The sequence below is a fragment of the Pararhizobium arenae genome, from assembly GCF_001931685.1.
Lineage (GTDB): Bacteria > Pseudomonadota > Alphaproteobacteria > Rhizobiales > Rhizobiaceae > Pararhizobium > Pararhizobium arenae.
Genome location: NZ_MOOY01000012.1, coordinates 66,392 through 84,842 on the forward strand (window position 1 = coordinate 66,392; position 18,451 = coordinate 84,842).

14 protein-coding genes and 2 pseudogenes are annotated in these 18,451 nt (G+C 56.4%); 6 read left to right on the forward strand and 10 right to left on the reverse strand.

Going from position 1 to position 18,451, the window contains the following annotated elements:
• Positions 1-135 precede the first annotated feature (135 nt).
• Positions 136-1,893: a cytochrome c biogenesis protein DipZ gene (locus BLX89_RS22115; RefSeq protein WP_075293134.1), complete on the forward strand. Its 1,758-nt coding sequence runs from the start codon at positions 136-138 to the stop codon at positions 1,891-1,893.
• 536 nt (positions 1,894-2,429) lie between these two features.
• On the opposite strand, the gene BLX89_RS22120 is transcribed toward BLX89_RS22115, so the two are convergent.
• The 4 genes from BLX89_RS22120 to BLX89_RS22135 form a co-directional block, all read right to left on the reverse strand.
• Positions 2,430-2,834: a hypothetical protein gene (locus tag BLX89_RS22120; protein ID WP_075293135.1), complete on the reverse strand. Its 405-nt coding sequence runs from the start codon at positions 2,832-2,834 to the stop codon at positions 2,430-2,432.
• A 279-nt stretch (positions 2,835-3,113) separates the two neighbouring features.
• Positions 3,114-3,503: a DUF3597 domain-containing protein gene (locus BLX89_RS22125; RefSeq protein WP_083637833.1), complete on the reverse strand. Its 390-nt coding sequence runs from the start codon at positions 3,501-3,503 to the stop codon at positions 3,114-3,116.
• A gap of 264 nt (positions 3,504-3,767) precedes the next feature.
• Positions 3,768-4,253, reverse strand: a complete 486-nt coding sequence (locus tag BLX89_RS22130; protein ID WP_075293137.1) for a pyridoxamine 5'-phosphate oxidase family protein — start codon at positions 4,251-4,253, stop codon at positions 3,768-3,770.
• 48 nt (positions 4,254-4,301) lie between these two features.
• Positions 4,302-4,838: a YidB family protein gene (locus BLX89_RS22135; protein ID WP_075293138.1), complete on the reverse strand. Its 537-nt coding sequence runs from the start codon at positions 4,836-4,838 to the stop codon at positions 4,302-4,304.
• Between the two features lie 807 nt (positions 4,839-5,645).
• Here BLX89_RS22135 and BLX89_RS22140 point away from each other — a divergent pair.
• Positions 5,646-7,457, forward strand: a complete 1,812-nt coding sequence (locus tag BLX89_RS22140; protein ID WP_075293139.1) for a methyl-accepting chemotaxis protein — start codon at positions 5,646-5,648, stop codon at positions 7,455-7,457.
• A gap of 268 nt (positions 7,458-7,725) precedes the next feature.
• On the opposite strand, the pseudogene BLX89_RS24435 reads toward BLX89_RS22140, so the two are convergent.
• Positions 7,726-7,860: pseudogene (locus tag BLX89_RS24435) on the reverse strand (transposase); the annotation flags it as partial.
• A gap of 74 nt (positions 7,861-7,934) precedes the next feature.
• On the opposite strand from BLX89_RS24435, the gene BLX89_RS22150 reads away from it, so the two are divergent.
• Positions 7,935-8,162: an SEL1-like repeat protein gene (locus BLX89_RS22150; RefSeq protein WP_075293140.1), complete on the forward strand. Its 228-nt coding sequence runs from the start codon at positions 7,935-7,937 to the stop codon at positions 8,160-8,162.
• Between the two features lie 24 nt (positions 8,163-8,186).
• Here BLX89_RS22150 and BLX89_RS22155 read toward each other — a convergent pair whose 3' ends face one another.
• Together BLX89_RS22155 and BLX89_RS25515 are read right to left on the reverse strand one after the other, a co-directional pair.
• The gene (locus BLX89_RS22155) at positions 8,187-9,236 is read right to left on the reverse strand and encodes an NAD(P)-dependent oxidoreductase (RefSeq protein WP_158025992.1); all 1,050 of its coding nucleotides are present in this window, start codon (positions 9,234-9,236) and stop codon (positions 8,187-8,189) included.
• Positions 9,190-10,002: pseudogene (locus tag BLX89_RS25515) on the reverse strand (IS5 family transposase). The gene BLX89_RS22155 and the pseudogene BLX89_RS25515 overlap by 47 nt, the downstream one beginning before the upstream one ends.
• 122 nt (positions 10,003-10,124) lie before the next feature.
• On the opposite strand from BLX89_RS25515, the gene BLX89_RS22170 reads away from it, so the two are divergent.
• From BLX89_RS22170 to BLX89_RS22180, 3 genes are all read left to right on the forward strand, one after another.
• On the forward strand, positions 10,125-10,652 hold the full coding sequence (locus tag BLX89_RS22170) for a hypothetical protein (RefSeq protein WP_075293142.1): 528 nt from the start codon (positions 10,125-10,127) through the stop codon (positions 10,650-10,652).
• Between the two features lie 305 nt (positions 10,653-10,957).
• Positions 10,958-11,266 (forward strand): hypothetical protein, encoded by a 309-nt coding sequence (locus BLX89_RS25175; RefSeq protein ID WP_075293143.1) that lies wholly within the window; start codon positions 10,958-10,960, stop codon positions 11,264-11,266.
• Positions 11,267-11,680: 414 nt separating this feature from the next.
• Complete coding sequence (locus BLX89_RS22180; protein WP_143523726.1) at positions 11,681-14,701, forward strand: GAF domain-containing protein; 3,021 nt, start codon at positions 11,681-11,683, stop codon at positions 14,699-14,701.
• Between the two features lie 337 nt (positions 14,702-15,038).
• Here the strand turns inward: BLX89_RS22180 and BLX89_RS22185 are convergent, their stop codons facing one another.
• The 3 genes from BLX89_RS22185 to BLX89_RS22195 all read right to left on the reverse strand — a co-directional run bounded on the left by BLX89_RS22185 (position 15,039) and on the right by BLX89_RS22195 (position 18,418).
• Positions 15,039-15,653 carry a flavodoxin family protein gene (locus tag BLX89_RS22185; RefSeq protein WP_075293145.1) on the reverse strand — a complete coding sequence of 205 codons (615 nt, stop codon included), beginning with the start codon at positions 15,651-15,653 and terminating at the stop codon, positions 15,039-15,041.
• 85 nt (positions 15,654-15,738) lie between these two features.
• Entirely contained in the window at positions 15,739-16,326 is a 588-nt protein-coding gene (locus tag BLX89_RS22190) for a cysteine hydrolase family protein (RefSeq protein ID WP_075293146.1), read from the reverse strand.
• A gap of 52 nt (positions 16,327-16,378) precedes the next feature.
• On the reverse strand, positions 16,379-18,418 hold the full coding sequence (locus BLX89_RS22195) for an NAD(+) synthase (protein ID WP_075293147.1): 2,040 nt from the start codon (positions 18,416-18,418) through the stop codon (positions 16,379-16,381).
• Positions 18,419-18,451: the final 33 nt, after the last annotated feature.

Sequence of the window (18,451 nt, forward strand, 5' to 3'; positions counted from 1 at the left end):
AAGTGATCGTACGCTTCGATACGCTTCCTCATTGCGCCGGACACATCGCGGATACTTGACGGCACCACAAATGCCGAACTGGCCGAAGTGTAGGTGGCCAGCCGCAGAGAAACCAACGGTTACATGGAAAAGACGATGACCTTCGCCATTATTGCCTATCTAGGGGGTGTGCTGACGATCTTCAGCCCTTGTATTCTCCCCATCCTGCCTTTCGTCTTTGCACGTGCAGGTCAACCTTTCTTCAAAAGCACACTGCCCATGCTGGCAGGAATGGCAGCAACTTTCGCACTGGTCGCTACGCTCGCGGCGATCGGTGGAAGCTGGGCGGTTCGTGCTAACGAATTTGGTCGGCTGGCGGCTCTGGCCCTGCTAGCGCTGTTCGGTGTGAGCCTTCTTTTTCCTCGCACGGCAAACTGGCTGGCGCGCCCGGCTGCAAACTTTGGGAACAGACTCAACAACAAAGTCGGCATGGGAACAGCACCAACTGCCGCAAGCGGGCTGATCCTTGGCATTGCCACCGGTTTGTTGTGGGCACCTTGTGCTGGTCCAATTCTCGGGCTGGTTCTCACCGGTGCCGCGCTTCAGGGCGCGAACGCGCAAACCACTTTGTTGCTGCTTGCCTATGCTACCGGCGCGGCGAGCTCGCTTGCCATCGCGCTGCTGGCTGGCAGCAAGGCCTTCGCGCGGATGAAGCACGCGCTTCCGGTGAGCGAACGCATTCGGCAGGGACTGGGAGCAGCGGTGCTGGCAGGCGTGGCAGTGGTTGCATCCGGTCTCGACACGCGGGTCCTGGCCCGTCTATCTTATACCAGCACCTCTGCTTTCGAGCAGGCTCTGCTGGACGGGTTGGATACCCGTACACCCAGAGAGACAGGCAGGGTTGTTGTGACGGCAAGTAAGGATGGCGGGAAGCCTTTCCTGAGCGACCTGCCGATCGAAAGCGATGCTCCTTCTCTCGATGGCGCGGTCCAGTGGCTCAATTCGCCGCCGTTGAGCAGGCAGCAGCTCCTCGGCAAGGTGGTGTTGGTCGATTTCTGGACCTATTCCTGTATCAATTGCATCAGGACTATCCCTTACGTCCGAGCTTGGGCCGAGAAATACAAGGATCACGGGCTCGTGGTGGTTGGCGTGCACGCGCCGGAGTTCGCCTTCGAAAAGAACGTCGATAACGTTCGCACGGCGATTGCGGACTTCAAGATCGGCTATCCGGTCGCCATAGACAATGACTACCGGATCTGGCGTGCCTTCGACAACAGCTACTGGCCGGCGCACTACTTGATTGATGCACAGGGACGGGTTCGCTATCACCATTTCGGCGAAGGCAATTTTGCTGAGACAGAACGGGCGATCAAGGATCTCTTGCGCGAAGCCGGGGGCGAGATGACGACTGCCGCGACCGTAAACCCGTTAGGCAAAGGCGCGCAAGCCACACCTGATCTTGCCCATCTCGGCTCAGGCGAAACCTATCTCGGCTATCAGCGGGCGTCCAACTTCATCTCGCCCGAAGGCCTGCTGGCGGACGCGCCCCGAGACTACTCACTAGCTAATGCCGGCCTTAACGAATGGGGTCTTGCCGGACGCTGGACCATCAAGGCAGAGAATGCCCTGCTCGAGGCCGCCGGCGGCGGCATCACATACAGATTCAGCGCCTTTGACCTCCATCTCGTGCTCGGCCCGGATCGAAATGGAAAGCCGGTGCGCTTCCAGGTGACGATTGACGGTAAGCCGCCGGGCAAGGACCACGGTGCCGATATCGATCCCGACGGGAACGGCACCATCACGGCCACCCGCCTCTACCAACTTGTCCGGCAATCAGGTCAGGTCGAGGCACGCAGTTTCGAAATCCGCTTCCTCGACACCGGCGTGGAAGCTTATGCCTTCACTTTCGCCTGAACCGCCGGAAAGCGCGGGACAGACTGCTAGCATCTCCTTCCTCAAACAGAAAGGACCGCGATATATTCGGTCCAACAGCAGTTCAGTTTAAGTCACATCAAAACGGCCGTCCAATCGCCTAGGATTGGGCGGCCTGCGGAACGCTATGCTAGATCACCCTGGATAACATGTCTGCAAAGACGGTCATAGGGTTGACGCGGAAATCTTATAAGCGCTTGAGGATTAAGCTTCACCGACGGGTTGTAGAACCGGCGCGATCCATGGAATACCAGATCTCGCGCTTTCTAATGACTTTCACGAAGATACAGAATCCAGAATAGCGCGACATAATGTTGTCTGCTCGACTATGCGCGTAGAAAATTACAGGTAACAGCTACCGGACTGCTGATGGAATTTCGACTTCAAGTGGTACAAATCCTGGATGATTTCGCGAAAGCTATCGTCTGACCTATTGTGCTCTCCACGTTGCCGCAGCGACAGACTAGATTTCTATTGAGCTAGCCGCTTTGGTTTTGAATGAAATCAACCGCCAGAGGCTATCTTGCGGGTACCCACTTTTCAGGGTTGGACTTCTGTAAGCCTTCCGCGGTCCAAACTCCCTCCCAGGAGCCGTCTGGCTGCATAAGATAAATTCCCATGCCGACTGCGTTGTTCTGAGAATAGCCCAGCGAGATGACGGTATCATCCGGGCTCGCTGAGCCGACAGTGAAATTTGCGCCTTCTAACTTGCCGCCAAGGCCGACCCCAGACAATTTCTCGCCGTCAATATCCCACTCCACCGCATACACACCACCGGCACGCTCAATTGTAAGCATTCCCGAATAAGGTTCATTCGTTTCAAGGTTTGTGCCGCTAATCTTGTATGTGCCAACAGGGTCGGCATAGGCCGACACCGACGTTGAGATGAGTGCCGTCATGGCTAAAGTGAAGCGTCTAATCATATGAACCTATCTCCAATCCTTCAACATCACCGCAATACCGAACAACAACGCCCTTTGGTGGAACGTTTAAAAGCTGCAGGCTTAGGGATGCAAAGTAAAGCACGGAAGCTATTAAAGACCTCTAAAAAACCCCCGCGTGTCCATCTCTCCTCGGGATACTTGTCCCCTCTCGTATGCCGAGCGAGCTCCTTCTGACTGAATGCAGGTTCTGGAAGCAAAGACCGTCCGCTGCATCAATTATATTTGCGGACGGTGTGATTTTTTTTAGAATTTACTGAGTTAGGCGAGCAAATCAGCCGGAATTGTAACGCCATTCTCAGCTAACTTCTTCAGCAAGGCCTTGTGAAGCCAGATATTCATCGCCGCTGAATCCCCCTTGTCCCCGGCATAGCCAAGCTTATCAGCCAGCTCTTTGCGCTCGCTGAGGCTGGCTTCCATGCCAAGTGCCTTCATTATATCAACGATGGAGGTACGCCAATTTAGCTTCTGACCCGAAGCCTTGGCCTTGTCATTTAGCAGAGACTCGACATCGACGCTCGCATCCGTTGCAGTGTGTCGCGGCGCGGGATTCTCCCGCTGATCTGTTGAAGCCGCGACAACAGGTCGGCCCTCAGACGTCGTGGCGGGCGTAGCTACAGCAGCTTCACTGACCCCTTCTACCCCTGCCATCGACCCTGTCTTCGGAGGAGCCGGCTGATTGTTGGTTATCGTGGTCCCAGTATTTGAATGGTCGGCGCTGACTTCTGCCTTACCAAAGATTGCATTCTTTATTTACTGAAGATGCTCATGAAGTCTCCAATTCTCAGTATGTCTTCACAGGTAGAGGGGCAGCGCCAAGCACGAGCGTCAAATCGGCGCATACCAATTTGACCTGGCGGTTAAAACGTAGTGCTCGGGCCGTGGTGTCAGGGAGAAACGGGAAACTGGTGACGTCTACTTCAACGCCACCTCAGCAACATTGTCTTTGTAATCCTGTTTTGGATCTGAGCCGAGTAGCAACTTCAGTCCGGCCCACAGGCTTGAGCCGTCCTGCCAGATTTCGGCATGCTGAGCGTCAAGCCGCAGGAGGACAAGCTTTGGATCGTCCTTCCCGTCTTCGTACCAAGCCGCTACGAACCGGTTCCACAATCGATCAATGACTTTACGGTCGTTGTCGACGGCGAGGTCGCCGTGGATTGATGCAAAAACGTCATGGCCCTTCGAGGCAAAGGTAGCGACGGCTCGATGTGATCCTGATATTTGCCTGGCCAGATCGGATTCGGTCGACGTGAAGAACCAGATCGGCCCATGGTCACCGTCGAGCTGCGCTGTCATTGGCCGCGTATGACTTTCATCGACACCGAGGAGCCCAAGCATCACCGTCATGTCTGACTTCAACGCCTTCCAAAATTTTTCTTGTAGTTCTTCTCTATCAACCATTACTTCCTCCGTTAGAGAGATCGTTGAGATGCGGTGGTGAGCGGCGCGTTACACGATTCGCGGCTTTATGGACGGAACTGAGGACGGTAGGCTCGCCAACTCGCCATCCTCATCGGCTGGGATATTGCCATCTGGGGTGAGGTCATCCACTGCAGTCGGGAGATCTCGGCTGAGGCGTTTGAGAATTTCGTTCTTGTCGAGACCTGTTCTTGCGGAAAGGTCATCAAGGAGTGCCGGGCCGAGCACTTCGGAAAGCTTTTCTTCGTCAATCGGCTTGTTTTCGCCGGGCCGAATCCAAGATTGTGCCGTTTCGCCCTGCCCTCGATCTTCGAACTGACGAAGAAGATCACCGAGCCCGCCTGCAACGCCGCCACGCGTCACACTACCGAAGAGCCCGCCGAGGCCACTTAAACCGCCAAGGCCACCACCAAGTACTTGTTCGGGGCCGCTGTTTCCTTGGTGCTCGCTGCCCGGCTGATCCTGCGCACTCCGAAGGCCACGGATCATTTCCGCGATTTTATCCCTGTTTTGATAGCCTGCAACCGCAAGGACACCGAGGAGAGCTTTAAGGGCGCTGCTTGGCATGTCGATCTTTCTTTTAAGTGACCTGGTTCGAAGAGTGATCGAGTTTCACCACTCGCAACGGCATTGGTAGGCCACAAGTTCCAGCAAAACGGCGCGGTGACTGCTTAAAAAAGCAACCAGATCAAGGCTGGCTCTTAAAAGGTTTTGCCGCGTAAGGATGTCGTCCCACGTCCCGGTCGTTCACCACCGTGTCGGAAACGTGCGTATCCTGAGCGGTTTCAGCTTGCCGGCAAAGGCATCGCGAAACACGGTTTTAAGGTGCTGAGATATTTTGAGGCATCCAGCTTTGTCCTCCGGCTTGAACGCGGCTTCGTCTGCGATATCTGCCGACCAAACAAGAACCGGGCGCCTACAAACAGTTGCTCGAACGAAAGACGGGACGTGCAAAACAATCTCAGGAGCCGGACAATTGATCCAATCTGATCACCGGCAACCGGTGGAGTACGCGGGTGTTTAGTGCCCCAAAACTGACATTTAGTCAGGAAGCTCGAATGTGGGCCCTTGGGTACATCTGAATGCCACGCCATTTGCAGGATTGGCGGCGCGAAGCGATCGTTTCCCTCCGCAACCACAGTGCTCTTATGACTTTTCACCCGCTTCAGAATCGCAGGCGCGTGGGGACACGACCTGGTGTGATGCGCGCCGTAGCGCAACGGCGGCTTCAGCCAATGCAGACGCAGACAACACCCCGTATCAAACCGCCAACACTCGGCATCTGGGAATAGTCTGTTAACTGCAAGGGCGTATTCTTTCGCTGGATATTGATTGGGCACCTGGCGTGCACTCTTCAATGGAGGAGATACCAACATGGCTTTTTCCATCGCGAAAAATTTGGCGGCCGTTGGCTTCGCCGTTTCCGTGGGAATGTTCGCCTCATTCGGATTGCAGCAGGCAGCCCTTCAGCGGCTTAAGGTCAACGGGCCAATCTATGAGCAAATCATTTACGGGAAGGACCTGATCGCGGATATCTTGCCGCCGCCGCTTTTCGTGGTCGAGTCATATATGCTCTCCCATGAGGCCAATGACTTCCCAGACTTAATTGAAGGTAATCTTGCCAAGATCACAACGTTGAAGGCCGCCTATGAGGACCGCCGTGTCTATTGGCAAACGACGCGTCTGCCACAAGCACTGAAGGATCAACTCAACACAGAAGTGCTGGCGAAAGGCGATGTCTTCTGGAGCGTGATGGAGAACGAGGTTTTTCCAGCGCTCTCTACGAAGCGAACCGGCTCTGCAACCGATGCGATCGTCATTCTCAAGACTGCCTTTCACGCGCATCAGGATGCGGTGGAAAAACTGGTCGTGAATTCGGACACCTATCTCAAGGGGCAGGAAAAGAACGCGGCATCAGAGATTGGCACCTGGACCACGGCGGCCGCGGGCGCTGCACTCGCATCATTCCTGCTGCTGCTGGCCGGGCTCTATTTCTTCCGCCAACGCACAATTCTGCCGATCGACGGCATGAAGCGCTATATGAGCAGACTTGCCAATGGCGACTTTTCGGCCGCAGTGCCCTATGCCGAGCGAAACGACGAGATCGGTCATATGGCCCAAGCCGTTGTGGTCTTCCGCACCAATTCGTTGGAACGCCACGAGAGCCACCTCCGCGAGGCCGCAGCGAAGAAAGCCGACGTCATGAGGGAACGCCAGCGGGCCGCTGAACGTGACGCTGAAGAGGCCGAACGCGATGCAGTCATCCGCTCGCTGACGCGGGCACTTGATGAGCTGTCTCACGGCAATCTCGGATTTCGGATCGACACGCCGTTCGCGTCGGCTTATGAGCCGCTCCGATCGACCTTCAATAAGAGTGTCGACACCTTGGCGGTCTCGATCGATGCGGTGTCCGATGCGACGGGCACGCTGCGTAACTCGTCCGACGACATCGCCCAGGCTATGGACGCGCTTTTGCAACGCAACGAGCAGCAGGCCGCAAGTATCGAGGAAACATCCGCCGCACTGACCCAGATTACCTCTGCCGTCGGCAGATCCTCGTCACAGTCGCTGGAGGCAAGCGGCATGATGTCCGCGACCAGTCACGCCGCATTACAATGTACTGGGCTGATGCGCGATACAATAAACGCCATGCAGAAGATCGAAGAATCCTCCGGCCAGATCGGCCAGATCATCAATGTTATCGATGAGATTGCCTTCCAGACAAATCTGTTGGCGCTCAATGCCGGCGTTGAAGCCGCACGCGCCGGCGAAGCTGGCAAGGGGTTTGCTGTAGTAGCCCAGGAAGTCCGCGAACTCGCTTCCCGCTCGGCAAATGCCGCCAAGGAAATCAAAGCGCTTATCTCGACCTCATCCCAGCAGGTCGATTCAGGCGTGGCGCTGGTCAACCGCACCGGTCACGCGCTCTCGGACATCGAGACGAAGCTCCAACGCATTGGCCAGATTATTGAGGCTGCGGTTAAGTCCTCAAACGACCAGTCGTCCGCTATAGTCGAGATCAACGGCTCAGTCCATGCAATGGACAAAGTGACTCAGCGCAATTCCGCCATGGCGGCGCAAACCAATGCGGCCTGCAAGGAGATGAACGAACAAGTTCATGCGCTGGAGGGTATCGTATCGCAATTTAGCCTCCCTCCAATGTATCTACGTTCGCACCGCGCCGCTTGAAGTAAGCTCATCTATATATGTTGATCCGCTTCGCAAGCAGAGCGTGACGCGACACTGTGACCGGAATGGAGGCGCGTAGCCGACCGATGAGTCATCACCGAACGCGTTCCAATAAACCCGGCCCCCCTGTACGCAATTCGTTTCCTGCAGGCATCGCCGCATCGACGCTGCAGGGGCGCTTCCACGTCGACGTGATACGACAGTGACACGTCAGCAAGAATGAGCGTGCCACATCGTTCCCGCCGCAACTCTTACTTCCCTTGACAACCTATGGTAACCATATTTTTGCGGCGGCCAAGGCGAGGAACCCATCGAAAGATTTTCGGATCTTGTCGTATCGGGTAGCAACACGACGGAACTGCTTGATCCGATAGAACATCCGCTCGATATGGTTTCGATCTTTTTAGGTTCTGATGTCGCAGACGGGCGGGGCTTTCCGGTTTGTCTTCGACAGGATGCCCGGCCTGGTCCCTTGGAATGGGCGGTGACAATCACGCCAACGTCTTCTTCGAAATGGGGGTCATGTATGCGACCGGTCGCGGCTCCGCCGTTGATTTCAACGCCGCCCACAAGTGGCTGAACATTGCCGCCATCAAGGGCTCCGACCGGGCTGCAGCACTGCGCGGTGATCTTGCCCAGACGATAAGCAAGGCCGAACTCGCCGCTGCACTACGCACCGCCCGCGAATGGATGACGATGCACTGATGACTGATACAAGCTCGGACGGAATCAGAGCTGTGGGCTGTCCTGTTTTCCCAGCCACGGTTCGATCACAGACGGATTGACGACGTATTCAGGCACTCGCCACTCTGCCACCGCGAGAAGGTTCTCGCAAAATGCCTCCCGCAGTCGCATCTGCGACTCGACCGTATGTCCCACCATGTGTGGGGTGAGGATGGCGTTCGGAAGGTCGCGCAGCGGACTATCCTCTTTCAACGGCTCCGGGTCGAACACATCGAGGGCAAGGCGCATAGCCGGTCGCTCTGCGGCGAGCGTGGCGAGTGTATCGTCGGGAATGATGCCGCCCCGCGTGATGTTGACAAACACCACGTCCGGTTTCATTCGGCGCAACGCGTCAAGATCGAGCATCCCCCGTGATTCAGGAGTGAGTGCAGCCGCCATGATAACGACATCGCTTGTCGCGAGCACTTCATCGAGGCTCTGGGAGGTGATGTAGGCGGGCATCGATCGCGTCGTGCGTACCGAAGCGACGAGCCTCACGCCCCATACAGACAGTCGTTCCGCGATAGCTTGTCCAATTTTGCCAAAGCCTATCAGGCCAACTGTCTTTCCCATGAGCATGCGCGCACGGACCTGCGAGGGACGCGGCAGGTTTTCGCGAAGGTGGCGCTCCGTGCCATGAAGGTCATAGAGCGAAGCCAGAGTGAAGAGAACTGCGGCCTCGGCCATGCTGACGGTGTTTTCCGCAATCTGGCCATTTGCCACGAGGATGCCGTTTTCCGTCGCGGCCGAAACATCGAACCCTTCGACCCCTGTGAACGGAGAAACCAGTGCGCGCAGACGCGGCATCCTGGCAAACAGTTCCCGGTCGGCTGCAAAGCTTGAGGTCGCGCCAAGGATTTCCAAAGACTGCAGTGCATCAACGGCGGCAAGCAGTTGCTCGCGCGTGACGAACCGTGCCACACCATGGCCACGCCGTTGCAACGCGTCGTGGGCTGGATTGAAGAACCGATCAAAGGACGACGTTCCCACCAAAGCAACAGTCGACATTTTAGCCTCCAAATGAGTTACCCGGACAAACCTGGGTCTTGTTGACAACAGTATGGCAACCATATTTTGCGGCGGCCAGGGCGAGGAAGCCCTTGAAAGATTTTCGGGTCTTGTCGTATCGGGTGGCAACACGACGGTACTGCTTGATCCGATAGAACATCCGCTCGATGCGGTTTCAATCCCTGTAGGCTCTAAAGTCGCAGGCGGGCGGGGCTTTTCGGTTGGCCTTCGGCGGGATGACCGGCCTGGTCCCTTGGAGCAGCAACTACTCGCGTAAAAGTCAGCGTCATATCCTTTGTCGGCAAGAATCCGCCTCGGTCTGCCAACGGGCATCGCCAGCAGGTCAGGAACAGCTCTGTAGTCGGAAGCCTCTCCGCGTGTCAGGATGAAGCCGGGGGGGGGCGTCGCTGACCGTCTGCGCGGGCGTGGATTCTCGTAGAAAAGCCGCAACGTGATGGACCAAAAGCCTCCTTATAAGTCCCCCTTTAGCGCCCGCAGCCTGAGAGTGGCCGCGAACTTGTGGTGCTGTCGATCATGTGCTGCCGGTCGTCGGCCAGCCCCAACTCGACCAGCGTTTCAAGCAGTGCATCCCACACCCCTTGTTCCGCCCAGCGGCGGAAGCGCACATAGGCGGAATTCCACTTTCCAAAGCGTCATGCATATCGCGCTAGGGGCAGCCGACCCGCAGATCATGTAGCATGCCGTGCAGATACCGTCGATTGGCATGCGCGGGCCGGGGCTTTCTACCGCGCTCCGACGGCAAAAGCCCTTCGATGATCCGCCATTCCATATCCGTCAGGTCGCCGCGTGCCAAAACCGCCTCCTAAAAAGCAGTCTTGAATCATGCTTCCACTGGTTTAGGGATCTACTTTGTCAAAAGGACCTAGTATAATTTCAGAGGCATTTAGGGTCGTATGCATAATCAGGAAATATCAAATGTTTCAGCGCGCGATTGTTTGGGCGAAGGCGGTTGGAGTGATCGGCGATATTGTCAAGGGAACATCAAACGTGTCCCTTCGCCAATACAGGAGAGCAGCAAGTGTCCACGACGGGGTCCCACTCCCTGTGTTCGGATGGGACTATCACCGCGTCCAAGCTCACGGCAGCGTCGGGCAGGCCCTTCCTAAACTCGTTAGCGACGCGCGGTTGACGGATACCCTTCTGAGTCTGGTTGCCGGGCCACAAGAGACATTTGCTTATGAGGTCGATGGGTCGCGGACATATGATCCGGAAGCGAAAGCTTTGGCGCAGGAGTTTTCAGACATCTCCGTCACCACCGTAAGACTTGCGGTCGGCGACGTACGGCTAGGATGGTTCCTCGTCTCACTAAACACTGACCCTGATATCGTGCATTGGAAGATGCGCTATCACGAACGTGAGGGAGCTTTTGCACGAGATCAAGTCGATCGCCAACGACAAGCTGACGTGCTGTTATCGCTGGCTTCGCGCGATCCTCCGTTGTGAAGCCCTCAGCCAGAACCGCCGATGGTAGAATGCCGAGCGCGTTTACCTCGTCACCCACGGAATAGCAATTCAGCGTCAGACTGCTGCAAACAACACGCGCCGTCGCGATGACCGCGTCGGCATGCGCCCGGCCGGATTCAGCCGCTGTCGGCCAACATCCGATGAAATTACGAGCCGCTCAGCGAACACGACAGTCACCCAAGCGACGAGATCCGATGATTTCGATGCATTGAAAGTGAAGTCTTGGCGGAACCTTAGAGAGGCCAATGGGTTTTTGCGCATATAATTTAAGAAAGGACTGAAAGATGCGTTTTACTCATGTAGCCGTGGCCGTCGCCATCGCCTGCTCAGGGCTTCCGTTCGCCCCTGCTTCCTTCGCTCAAGATGTGGAACTAAGAATTGGACCGGATGGCATCAAGCCTGTCATTCGAGATCGCTACCGTGACCGGGGCGGCTGCGAGGCTGGTGAAGCCAGAGCCGCAGCGCGCGCCGAGGGTTTGAGGCGAGCCGAGGTCGTTAGGATGACCGAGCGGAGCATTACGGTGCGAGGCTTCACTCGACGCGGGCCAGAGCAGATCAGGTTTGCAAATCGTCCCGGCTGCCCAATTATTTGATTCTTAATGATTTGCTCCGGAAAGAGATGCGCTGGGGCCGCCTTTACGGCCCTAGCGCGATCGAGTATAAGCGCAATTTACCGCGCTGAAGCGTGTAGACATCTGTCACGGTTCGTTCAGTCACAGCCGATCATCGATATTGGGTGCTCGTGATCGGATCAACGAACGCCGCACTTATTGGCCTGGCTATGGCAACCATCTATCGAGCAATTCGCCATTATTGCCGGTAGAAATAGCGGATTCCTGGCATGATCACTGGTAGTTGAGCACGTTGAAAAACACAGCATTCTTGTTGCGTCCAGCCGCTTTCCACATGTAGGTGTCAATCTTTAACCACCACCTTTGCTGATCTCCATAGAGCGGTATGTCTAGCCATTAGAGCAAAGTTAAATCGGACGGCGTGGGGACTCATCAGTGCGTGAAATTCTAGAGCGACTGTTGCGCGAGCAACATGAAACGTATGAGGACCTCAAGCAATATATCGCGAAGCAGGGCAATCGCCTGAGCAGTGTTATCGACACCATCGCCGATGCACCCTTCCCCATGTTCATCGTGATCGGCGCCGATCGTCGCTTGATCTATAACGAGGCCTACGTACCAATCCTGGGGTCTCGCCATCCCTTTGCGCTGGGAAGGCCGTTCTTCGAGGTCTGGCCCGAAGTCACCGAGCACGTGGCGCCTGTCATCGATGACGCCTTTCTAGGGAAATCGACTCTCTTTCAGGATATGAAGGCCATGCTGAACCGGCCGACACTCCAACCGGCTTGGTTCACGTTTTCCTACAGCCCAATTCGTGATGAAGATGGCAATATCGCTGCTGCTTTATGCGTCTGCAGCGAAACGACCGAGGCCGTGACCGCGAGGCTTCGGCAGGCTTTTCTGATGGATCTGCAAACAGCATTTCACAATACCGGCGATGCGTCAGAGATTATCGAGATTGCCCAAGGGGCTATTGGGTCGCATCTTGGCGTGAGCCGCGTAGGATATGGTTGGGTCGACGACAGCGAGCGTTACTTTACGACGCCTAGCAACTGGACTGATGGTACGGTAGAACGTCAAAGCGGAACGCATGATCTCGCTGCTTTTGGACCAGCGGTGCTAGCCGCTTTGAGAGGCGGCGTATCGCTTGTCATCTGCGATTCCTTCACCGATGCAAGGGTTTCGGATCCCCAAAGCGCATTGGCCTTCCAGGCTCTTCAAATCCGTAGTGTGGTGACAGTATCTTTGATCCGTAGCGGCCGCTTCGTCGCTGCGCTCTACGTACATAACAAAGAACCCCGGGATTGGACCGAACAGGAACTTGCGCTGATACGAGAAGTGGCAGATCGCACGTGGTCAGCGCTCGAGCGCGCTTATGCTCAAGCCAACCTGCACGCCCTCGCACAGCGTCAATCCTTCCTGCTAACCTTGTCTGACCAGCTTCGCCCACTATCGAGCGCCGAGGAAATCAAGCAGGTGTCGGCGCAACTGCTTGGGGAATTTCTGTCTGTAGGAAGAGTTGGCTACGGCGAGATCGACGCGAGCCAAGAATACGTCACGGTGGAGCGCGACTGGAGCAATGGCGAGATGCCGTCGCTCGGCGGCGAGACGCGGCGGCTAGAAATATTCGGTCCCGCCATCATCGCTGTGCTGAAAGGCGGACGCATGCTGCGTCTCGATTCGGTTTACGACAACCCCGTGTCCGTAGCTTACGCGGATGGTTATGCGAGCATCGGGACCAGATCGTTGCTGGTCGCTCCACTGTTGAAAGAAGACCGGCTGGTCGCGATCTTGTATGTTCATGAAGGCGAGCCGCGGCGTTGGACGGATGAAGAAGTAGCCATCGCGTCCGAGGTTGCGGACCGCACGTGGGCCTTGATCGAGCGCGCGCGCGCAGAAAGCGCTCTGCGCGCCGTAAATGCAACCCTCGAGGAACGCGTGAATCAGAGCCTTGCCGAACGGCGCATTTATGCGAGCATCGTTGAGGATACTGACTCTCCCATCCAGATGATCGACCGCAACTACAGGTTCTTGGGCGTCAATCCCGCGGCCAAGGCTGACTATGAACGGGTCTTTGGGATCCGGCCCCACACAGGACAGAGCCTTCTTGAATTGCTTAGCCATGTTCCACCTCAAAGAGACGGCGCAAAGGCAGTGTGGGATCGCGCTCTCGCTGGTGAAGCATTTGATCAGACTGGCTGGTGGGGAGAGGGCGACGTCGAAAGACGCGCCTATGAGATGCGCTTCCGTCCGGTCCTCGCCGAAGATGGGACGGTCGGTGGCGCCTATCTAATTGGTCGAGACATTACAGAACTCCTGAAAGAGCAGGAACGCTTATCCCTAGCAGAAGAACAGCTCCGACAGGCTCAGAAACTGGAGGCAATCGGACAACTGACTGGTGGCGTGGCGCACGACTTCAATAATCTCCTGACGCCGATCATCGGGAGCCTCGATATCCTGCAGCGTAAACAACTTGGCGGAGAGCGGGAGCAGCGTATGGTCGCGGGCGCCGCTCAAGCTGCAGAGCGCGCCCGTTTGCTCGTGCAGCGATTGCTGGCGTTTGCGCGCAGGCAACCGCTACAAGCTACGGCTGTCGATGTGAGAGAACTTGTCCACGAGATGGCCGGGTTGATATCAAGCACCACCGGACCTCAGATCCATATCGCAGTGGACGTCTGGGAACATCTTCCACCTGTTTTGGCCGACCGAAACCAGTTGGAGATGGCGCTCCTGAACCTTGCAGTCAATGCACGCGATGCGATGCCAGATGGCGGAACGCTGAGGATAACCGCTCAAGCATCTTCGGGCCGGGAAACAAGGCCCTCTGAACTTGCGAAGGGAGACTACATCTGCTTGTCGGTTTCCGATACAGGCAGCGGCATGGACGATCAGACCTTGAAGCGCGCAACTGAACCGTTCTTTTCGACAAAGGGTCTCGGTAAGGGAACGGGGCTCGGGCTGTCGATGGTACACGGCCTGGCGCTCCAGTCGGGAGGCATGCTCACGATCAAGAGCCGCGAGGGGGTTGGTACCAATGTTGAAATCTGGCTGCCCGTGAGCAGCGGAAGCCTTTACGACATGGAGCATCCACCGACTGTTGCAACAACCGCCCTCTCCGGAGTTGCCCTGCTCGTCGACGACGAAGGTCTGGTTCGCCTGAGCACGGCGGAGATGCTGCGCGAGCTGGGATATGACGTCATCGAGGCGGAATCTGCGGAGGACGCTCTAAAACTACTTGGACATGGACTAACGCCGAGGCTCCTGGTTACCGACCATCTCATGCCGGGCATGACCGGGACGGAACTCGCGCGATCCATCATTGCAGCCCGCCCTGACGTGCAGGTTCTGGTAGTCTCAGGTTACTCGGACGTTGAAGACGTAGCGCCGGATCTGCCTCGACTGACTAAGCCGTTCAGAAGGGAGGATCTGGTCAACATGTTGACCAAACCGTCGTAGCTTGCCGGGCGTCGTTCGCTACCGCGTTGGAGGGCCTTCTGTCCCTTCATCGGTCAGCCTTGGAACTGACATATCGACGGTTTGTCGCGAAGTGATCAACAGGATATCCGAGGCGTCGGTGTCCTACCCAATGCGAAAGATGTCGTACCAAAGTGATGAGGGGACGCTCCAAGCGGCGAGTGTTTCGGCGTTCCGCCGAGGGGCTTGAAGTTGTGGCTGAACTGGGGGACGTCCGTCCCGAGGCTCCTTCTTTTCGCTCATGCAGTCGGTTTGCAGGTTCCACGAGTGAAGGAATCTACCTTGACGCGACTTTTAATGCTGGCCGCGCATGATAGCTTCAGCGCTGTTCGCTGGGGTACTGCGAGTTCTTTAAAAGAGTTGCCAAATGGGCTGTGTTGCGCGCGAGCATCGAGATCATTGTTCGAACTGGCTCCGGCGTCTGCTTCAGATCAACAAAGTTCGTCGAACCCATCGCCTCGCCCACCCAGTATGCGACCGCGTTGGCCGGGATGGTAAAGCCGACATCGTTTAATGCCTGATAGACTTCAGCTGAGACGTGATGGGCACCATCTTCATTGCCGACAACGGCCACGGCGGCCACCTTCCCATAGGAAACCATGCGCCCGTCGTCCATCTCCTCTAGAAACGCATCCATGCGCTCAAGGGCTCGCTTGCAGACACTCGACGGCTGGCCGAGCCAAATTGGTGTCCCAATCAAAAGAATGTTCGCCTGTAGCACTTTTTGCCGAATGTGCGGCCAGGCATCGCCCTCGCCCTCGTCCGACGTGACACCGGGCTTGATATCGTGGTCAGCCAGACGGATGGCTTCAAATTCAACGTCGTGGTTCTTGAACTCTTCTGCGATGAGTTCGAGCAACTTTCCTGTCGACGACGCTTCCGACGCAGTCGAGGGTTTCAGGGTGCTGTTAAAGGCAAGGGCTTTTAGCGGCATAACATTTTCCTTCATTCATGGGAGACAAAGTGCCAGCGATGAGGATCCGGTCAATCGGAACCGACCTCGAGATGGAATGCGATCGCTAGGCCCGCACCTCTGACAGGAAGTCCTCGGTCTTCATCAGGTCGAGTTGGACAGAGAAGCGGTCGCCGAGCAGATTGACGGCAGCATCATGAGTTTCGTCAGCGCCGCTACAGACCGCGTCGCTAAGCATGATGACGTAAAAGCCGCGATCGATGGCTCCGAGCACAGTCGCTAAGACGCACACGTCGGTCTCACCGCCGGTGACGACGACGGTCTGAACCGCTTCGCTTGCTAAGTGAGATAACAGTCTGCCGTCTATCCACGGCGAATAAGTCGGTTTGTCAAAAATGCGAGCCGGAGGAACGAGAGTTTGCAATGATGGGACCAACTCCAACAGCTCATGTGGGAGATGTTCACCGGTCATCATCCACCACTTTTGGTAGTACTCTTTCCACCCACCACTTGCGTCATCAGCTTGGACCGGTGTGATGAAGCGGGTAAATATCGTCCTTTCGGCATGCCGATGTGAAACTTCCTCTAGCTGCGGCAGCACTCGAGACATCCAAGGCACATGCCAAGCGGTATCTTCAGCAAACATTCGCTGCGCGTCTACGCAGATATGGCGCCAGTTTCCGATATCCCTCATCTTTCGTTCCCTTCACGCCGACAAACCTGCGGGACGATCGGAAGTTCCCCCTTTAGTCCGGAACATTTTCCTTCAGCTCCTTGAGCCATACCTTCGCATTGCCGTCGGATGGGGCACGCCAGTCGCCACGGGGCGACAATGATCCGCCCGATGTGACCTTCGGTCCGTTCGGCGATGCAGATCGCTTAAACTGACTGGTGGTGAAGAAGCGAAGCAGAAAGTTTTCGAGCCAGTGCTTGATGACAGGCAGGTCGAACTCCCGCTTCTTTGTCTCAGGGAAGTGGCTCGGCCAAAGACCGTTCTCGCGGGAGCTCCAAGCGGCGTGGGCCAGGTAAGCCACCTTCGAAGGTTTCAGACCAAACCGTGTAATATAGAACAGGAAGAAGTCGTGCAGATCATAAGGTCCTATCTTGTCCTCGGTACTCTGGATATTGCCCCGATCGTCGGCCGGGACAAGTTCTGGCGATATCACCGTGTCGAGAATGTTCTCGAGGGTTTTATCGGTATGATCGTCGAAAAGCTCGGACTTGATCACCCAACGGACGAGATGCTGGATCAGCGTCTTTGATACCGAAGCGTTGACGTTATAATGGCTCATCTGATCGCCGACCCCGTAGGTAGACCAGCCTAAGGCAATCTCGGAAAGGTCGCCTGTTCCAAGCACCAACGCACCACGCTGGTTCGCCGCGCGGAACAGAAGATCGGTACGAAGGCCGGCCTGGACGTTCTCAAACGTGACATCGTAGATGGGCTCACCTGCGGCGAAAGGATGCTTCAAGTCCTTCAGCAACTGGCTGGCAAGTGGCCGGATATCAATTTCTTCAGCAGTAATTCCAAGGTTCCGCATCAGCGCCCACGCGTTTGTTTTGGTTGCGTCTCCAGTCGCGAAACCTGGCATTGTAAAACCAAGAATGTCCGCGCGTGGCCAGCCCAGCTGATCAAAAGCCCGCGCGGCGACCAGAAGCGCGTGAGTAGAGTCGAGCCCACCGGAAACCCCGAGGCAGAGTCGCTCAATGCCGGTGGTCCGCAGCCGTTTCATCAGGCCCTCAACCTGAATATTAAAGGTCTCGTAGCAGTCCTGGTCGAGGCGGCCCGGGTCGGCCGGAACGAAAGGATAGCGAGCAACCGGGCGGATGAGGTCCATCCGCACGCTCGGAGCTTTGAAGTCAAACTCTATTTGTCGGAACCGCTTGTCGTCGAGACGTAGGGCTGACGCATCGTTGAAAGTACCTGTGCGCATGCGCTCCAGTCTGAGGCGCTGAAGATCGATGTCAGCGATGCACATCTGTGAGCCAGTTGGAAACCGGGCAGTCTCGGCAAGCAACTCGCCGAGTTCGTGGATGCATGCCTGGCCGTCCCACGCAAGGTCAGTAGTCGATTCACCGGGACCGGCTGCCGAATAAAGGTAAGCTGCCCATGTTCTTGTCGATTGAGCGGAGCAAAGCAGCTTGCGAACGTCGGCCTTGCCGACCGTGATATTGCTTGCCGAAAGATTGGCCAAGATGAGCGCACCAGCTAGAGCGCCAAAATCACTCGGCGGCGCTGGCGCCCAGAGATCCTCGCAAATCTCGACATGGAAGACAAAATCAAGGACCTCTCGGGCCTCAAAGAGCAGATCGACACCGAACGGTGTAATGTGCCCCCCAACAGAGATTTCAGCGTTTCGCACGCTACGACCGGACGCGAACCATCGCTTTTCGTAGAATTCCCGGTAGTTCGGCAGATGGGTTTTGGGGACGACGCCCAAGATTTTTCCAGAATGAATTGCCAAGGCGCAATTGAAGAGCCGGCCCTCATGTCGCAGGGGAGCGCCGATCAAAACAACCGGAGTGAGTTTCTGGCTGGCGGAGACGATCCTTGCGATCGACGCCTCAACGGCATCGAGAAGGGCATCTTGGCCAAGCAGGTCGTCGATCGCATAGCCGGAGACGCAGAGCTCCGGAAAAACCATCAGTGCCACGTGTCTATCGTGCCCTGCGCGAGCGAGTTCGATGATAGCTTGAGCGTTGAAATCGGGGTCAGCCACCTCGCAGGTCGGTGTACAAGCGGCGCAGCGGACAAAGCCGTGGCTATACGGGGAATAAAACTCCATGAAGATGTCCCTCTGTATTCACTGATTTAGCGC

What these genes read in the sequence shown, in the direction of transcription:
- BLX89_RS22195 (WP_075293147.1), bottom strand. Translation starts at nt 18,418, where the DNA reads ATGGAGTTTTATTCCCCGTATAGCCACGGCTTTGTCCGCTGCGCCGCT.
- BLX89_RS22140 (WP_075293139.1), top strand. Translation starts at nt 5,646, where the DNA reads ATGGCTTTTTCCATCGCGAAAAATTTGGCGGCCGTTGGCTTCGCCGTT.
- BLX89_RS22185 (WP_075293145.1), bottom strand. Translation starts at nt 15,653, where the DNA reads ATGCCGCTAAAAGCCCTTGCCTTTAACAGCACCCTGAAACCCTCGACT.
- BLX89_RS22150 (WP_075293140.1), top strand. Translation starts at nt 7,935, where the DNA reads ATGGGCGGTGACAATCACGCCAACGTCTTCTTCGAAATGGGGGTCATG.
- BLX89_RS22135 (WP_075293138.1), bottom strand. Translation starts at nt 4,838, where the DNA reads ATGCCAAGCAGCGCCCTTAAAGCTCTCCTCGGTGTCCTTGCGGTTGCA.
- BLX89_RS22170 (WP_075293142.1), top strand. Translation starts at nt 10,125, where the DNA reads ATGTTTCAGCGCGCGATTGTTTGGGCGAAGGCGGTTGGAGTGATCGGC.
- BLX89_RS22130 (WP_075293137.1), bottom strand. Translation starts at nt 4,253, where the DNA reads ATGGTTGATAGAGAAGAACTACAAGAAAAATTTTGGAAGGCGTTGAAG.
- BLX89_RS22190 (WP_075293146.1), bottom strand. Translation starts at nt 16,326, where the DNA reads ATGAGGGATATCGGAAACTGGCGCCATATCTGCGTAGACGCGCAGCGA.
- BLX89_RS25175 (WP_075293143.1), top strand. Translation starts at nt 10,958, where the DNA reads ATGCGTTTTACTCATGTAGCCGTGGCCGTCGCCATCGCCTGCTCAGGG.
- BLX89_RS22120 (WP_075293135.1), bottom strand. Translation starts at nt 2,834, where the DNA reads ATGATTAGACGCTTCACTTTAGCCATGACGGCACTCATCTCAACGTCG.
- BLX89_RS22125 (WP_083637833.1), bottom strand. Translation starts at nt 3,503, where the DNA reads ATGGCAGGGGTAGAAGGGGTCAGTGAAGCTGCTGTAGCTACGCCCGCC.
- BLX89_RS22115 (WP_075293134.1), top strand. Translation starts at nt 136, where the DNA reads ATGACCTTCGCCATTATTGCCTATCTAGGGGGTGTGCTGACGATCTTC.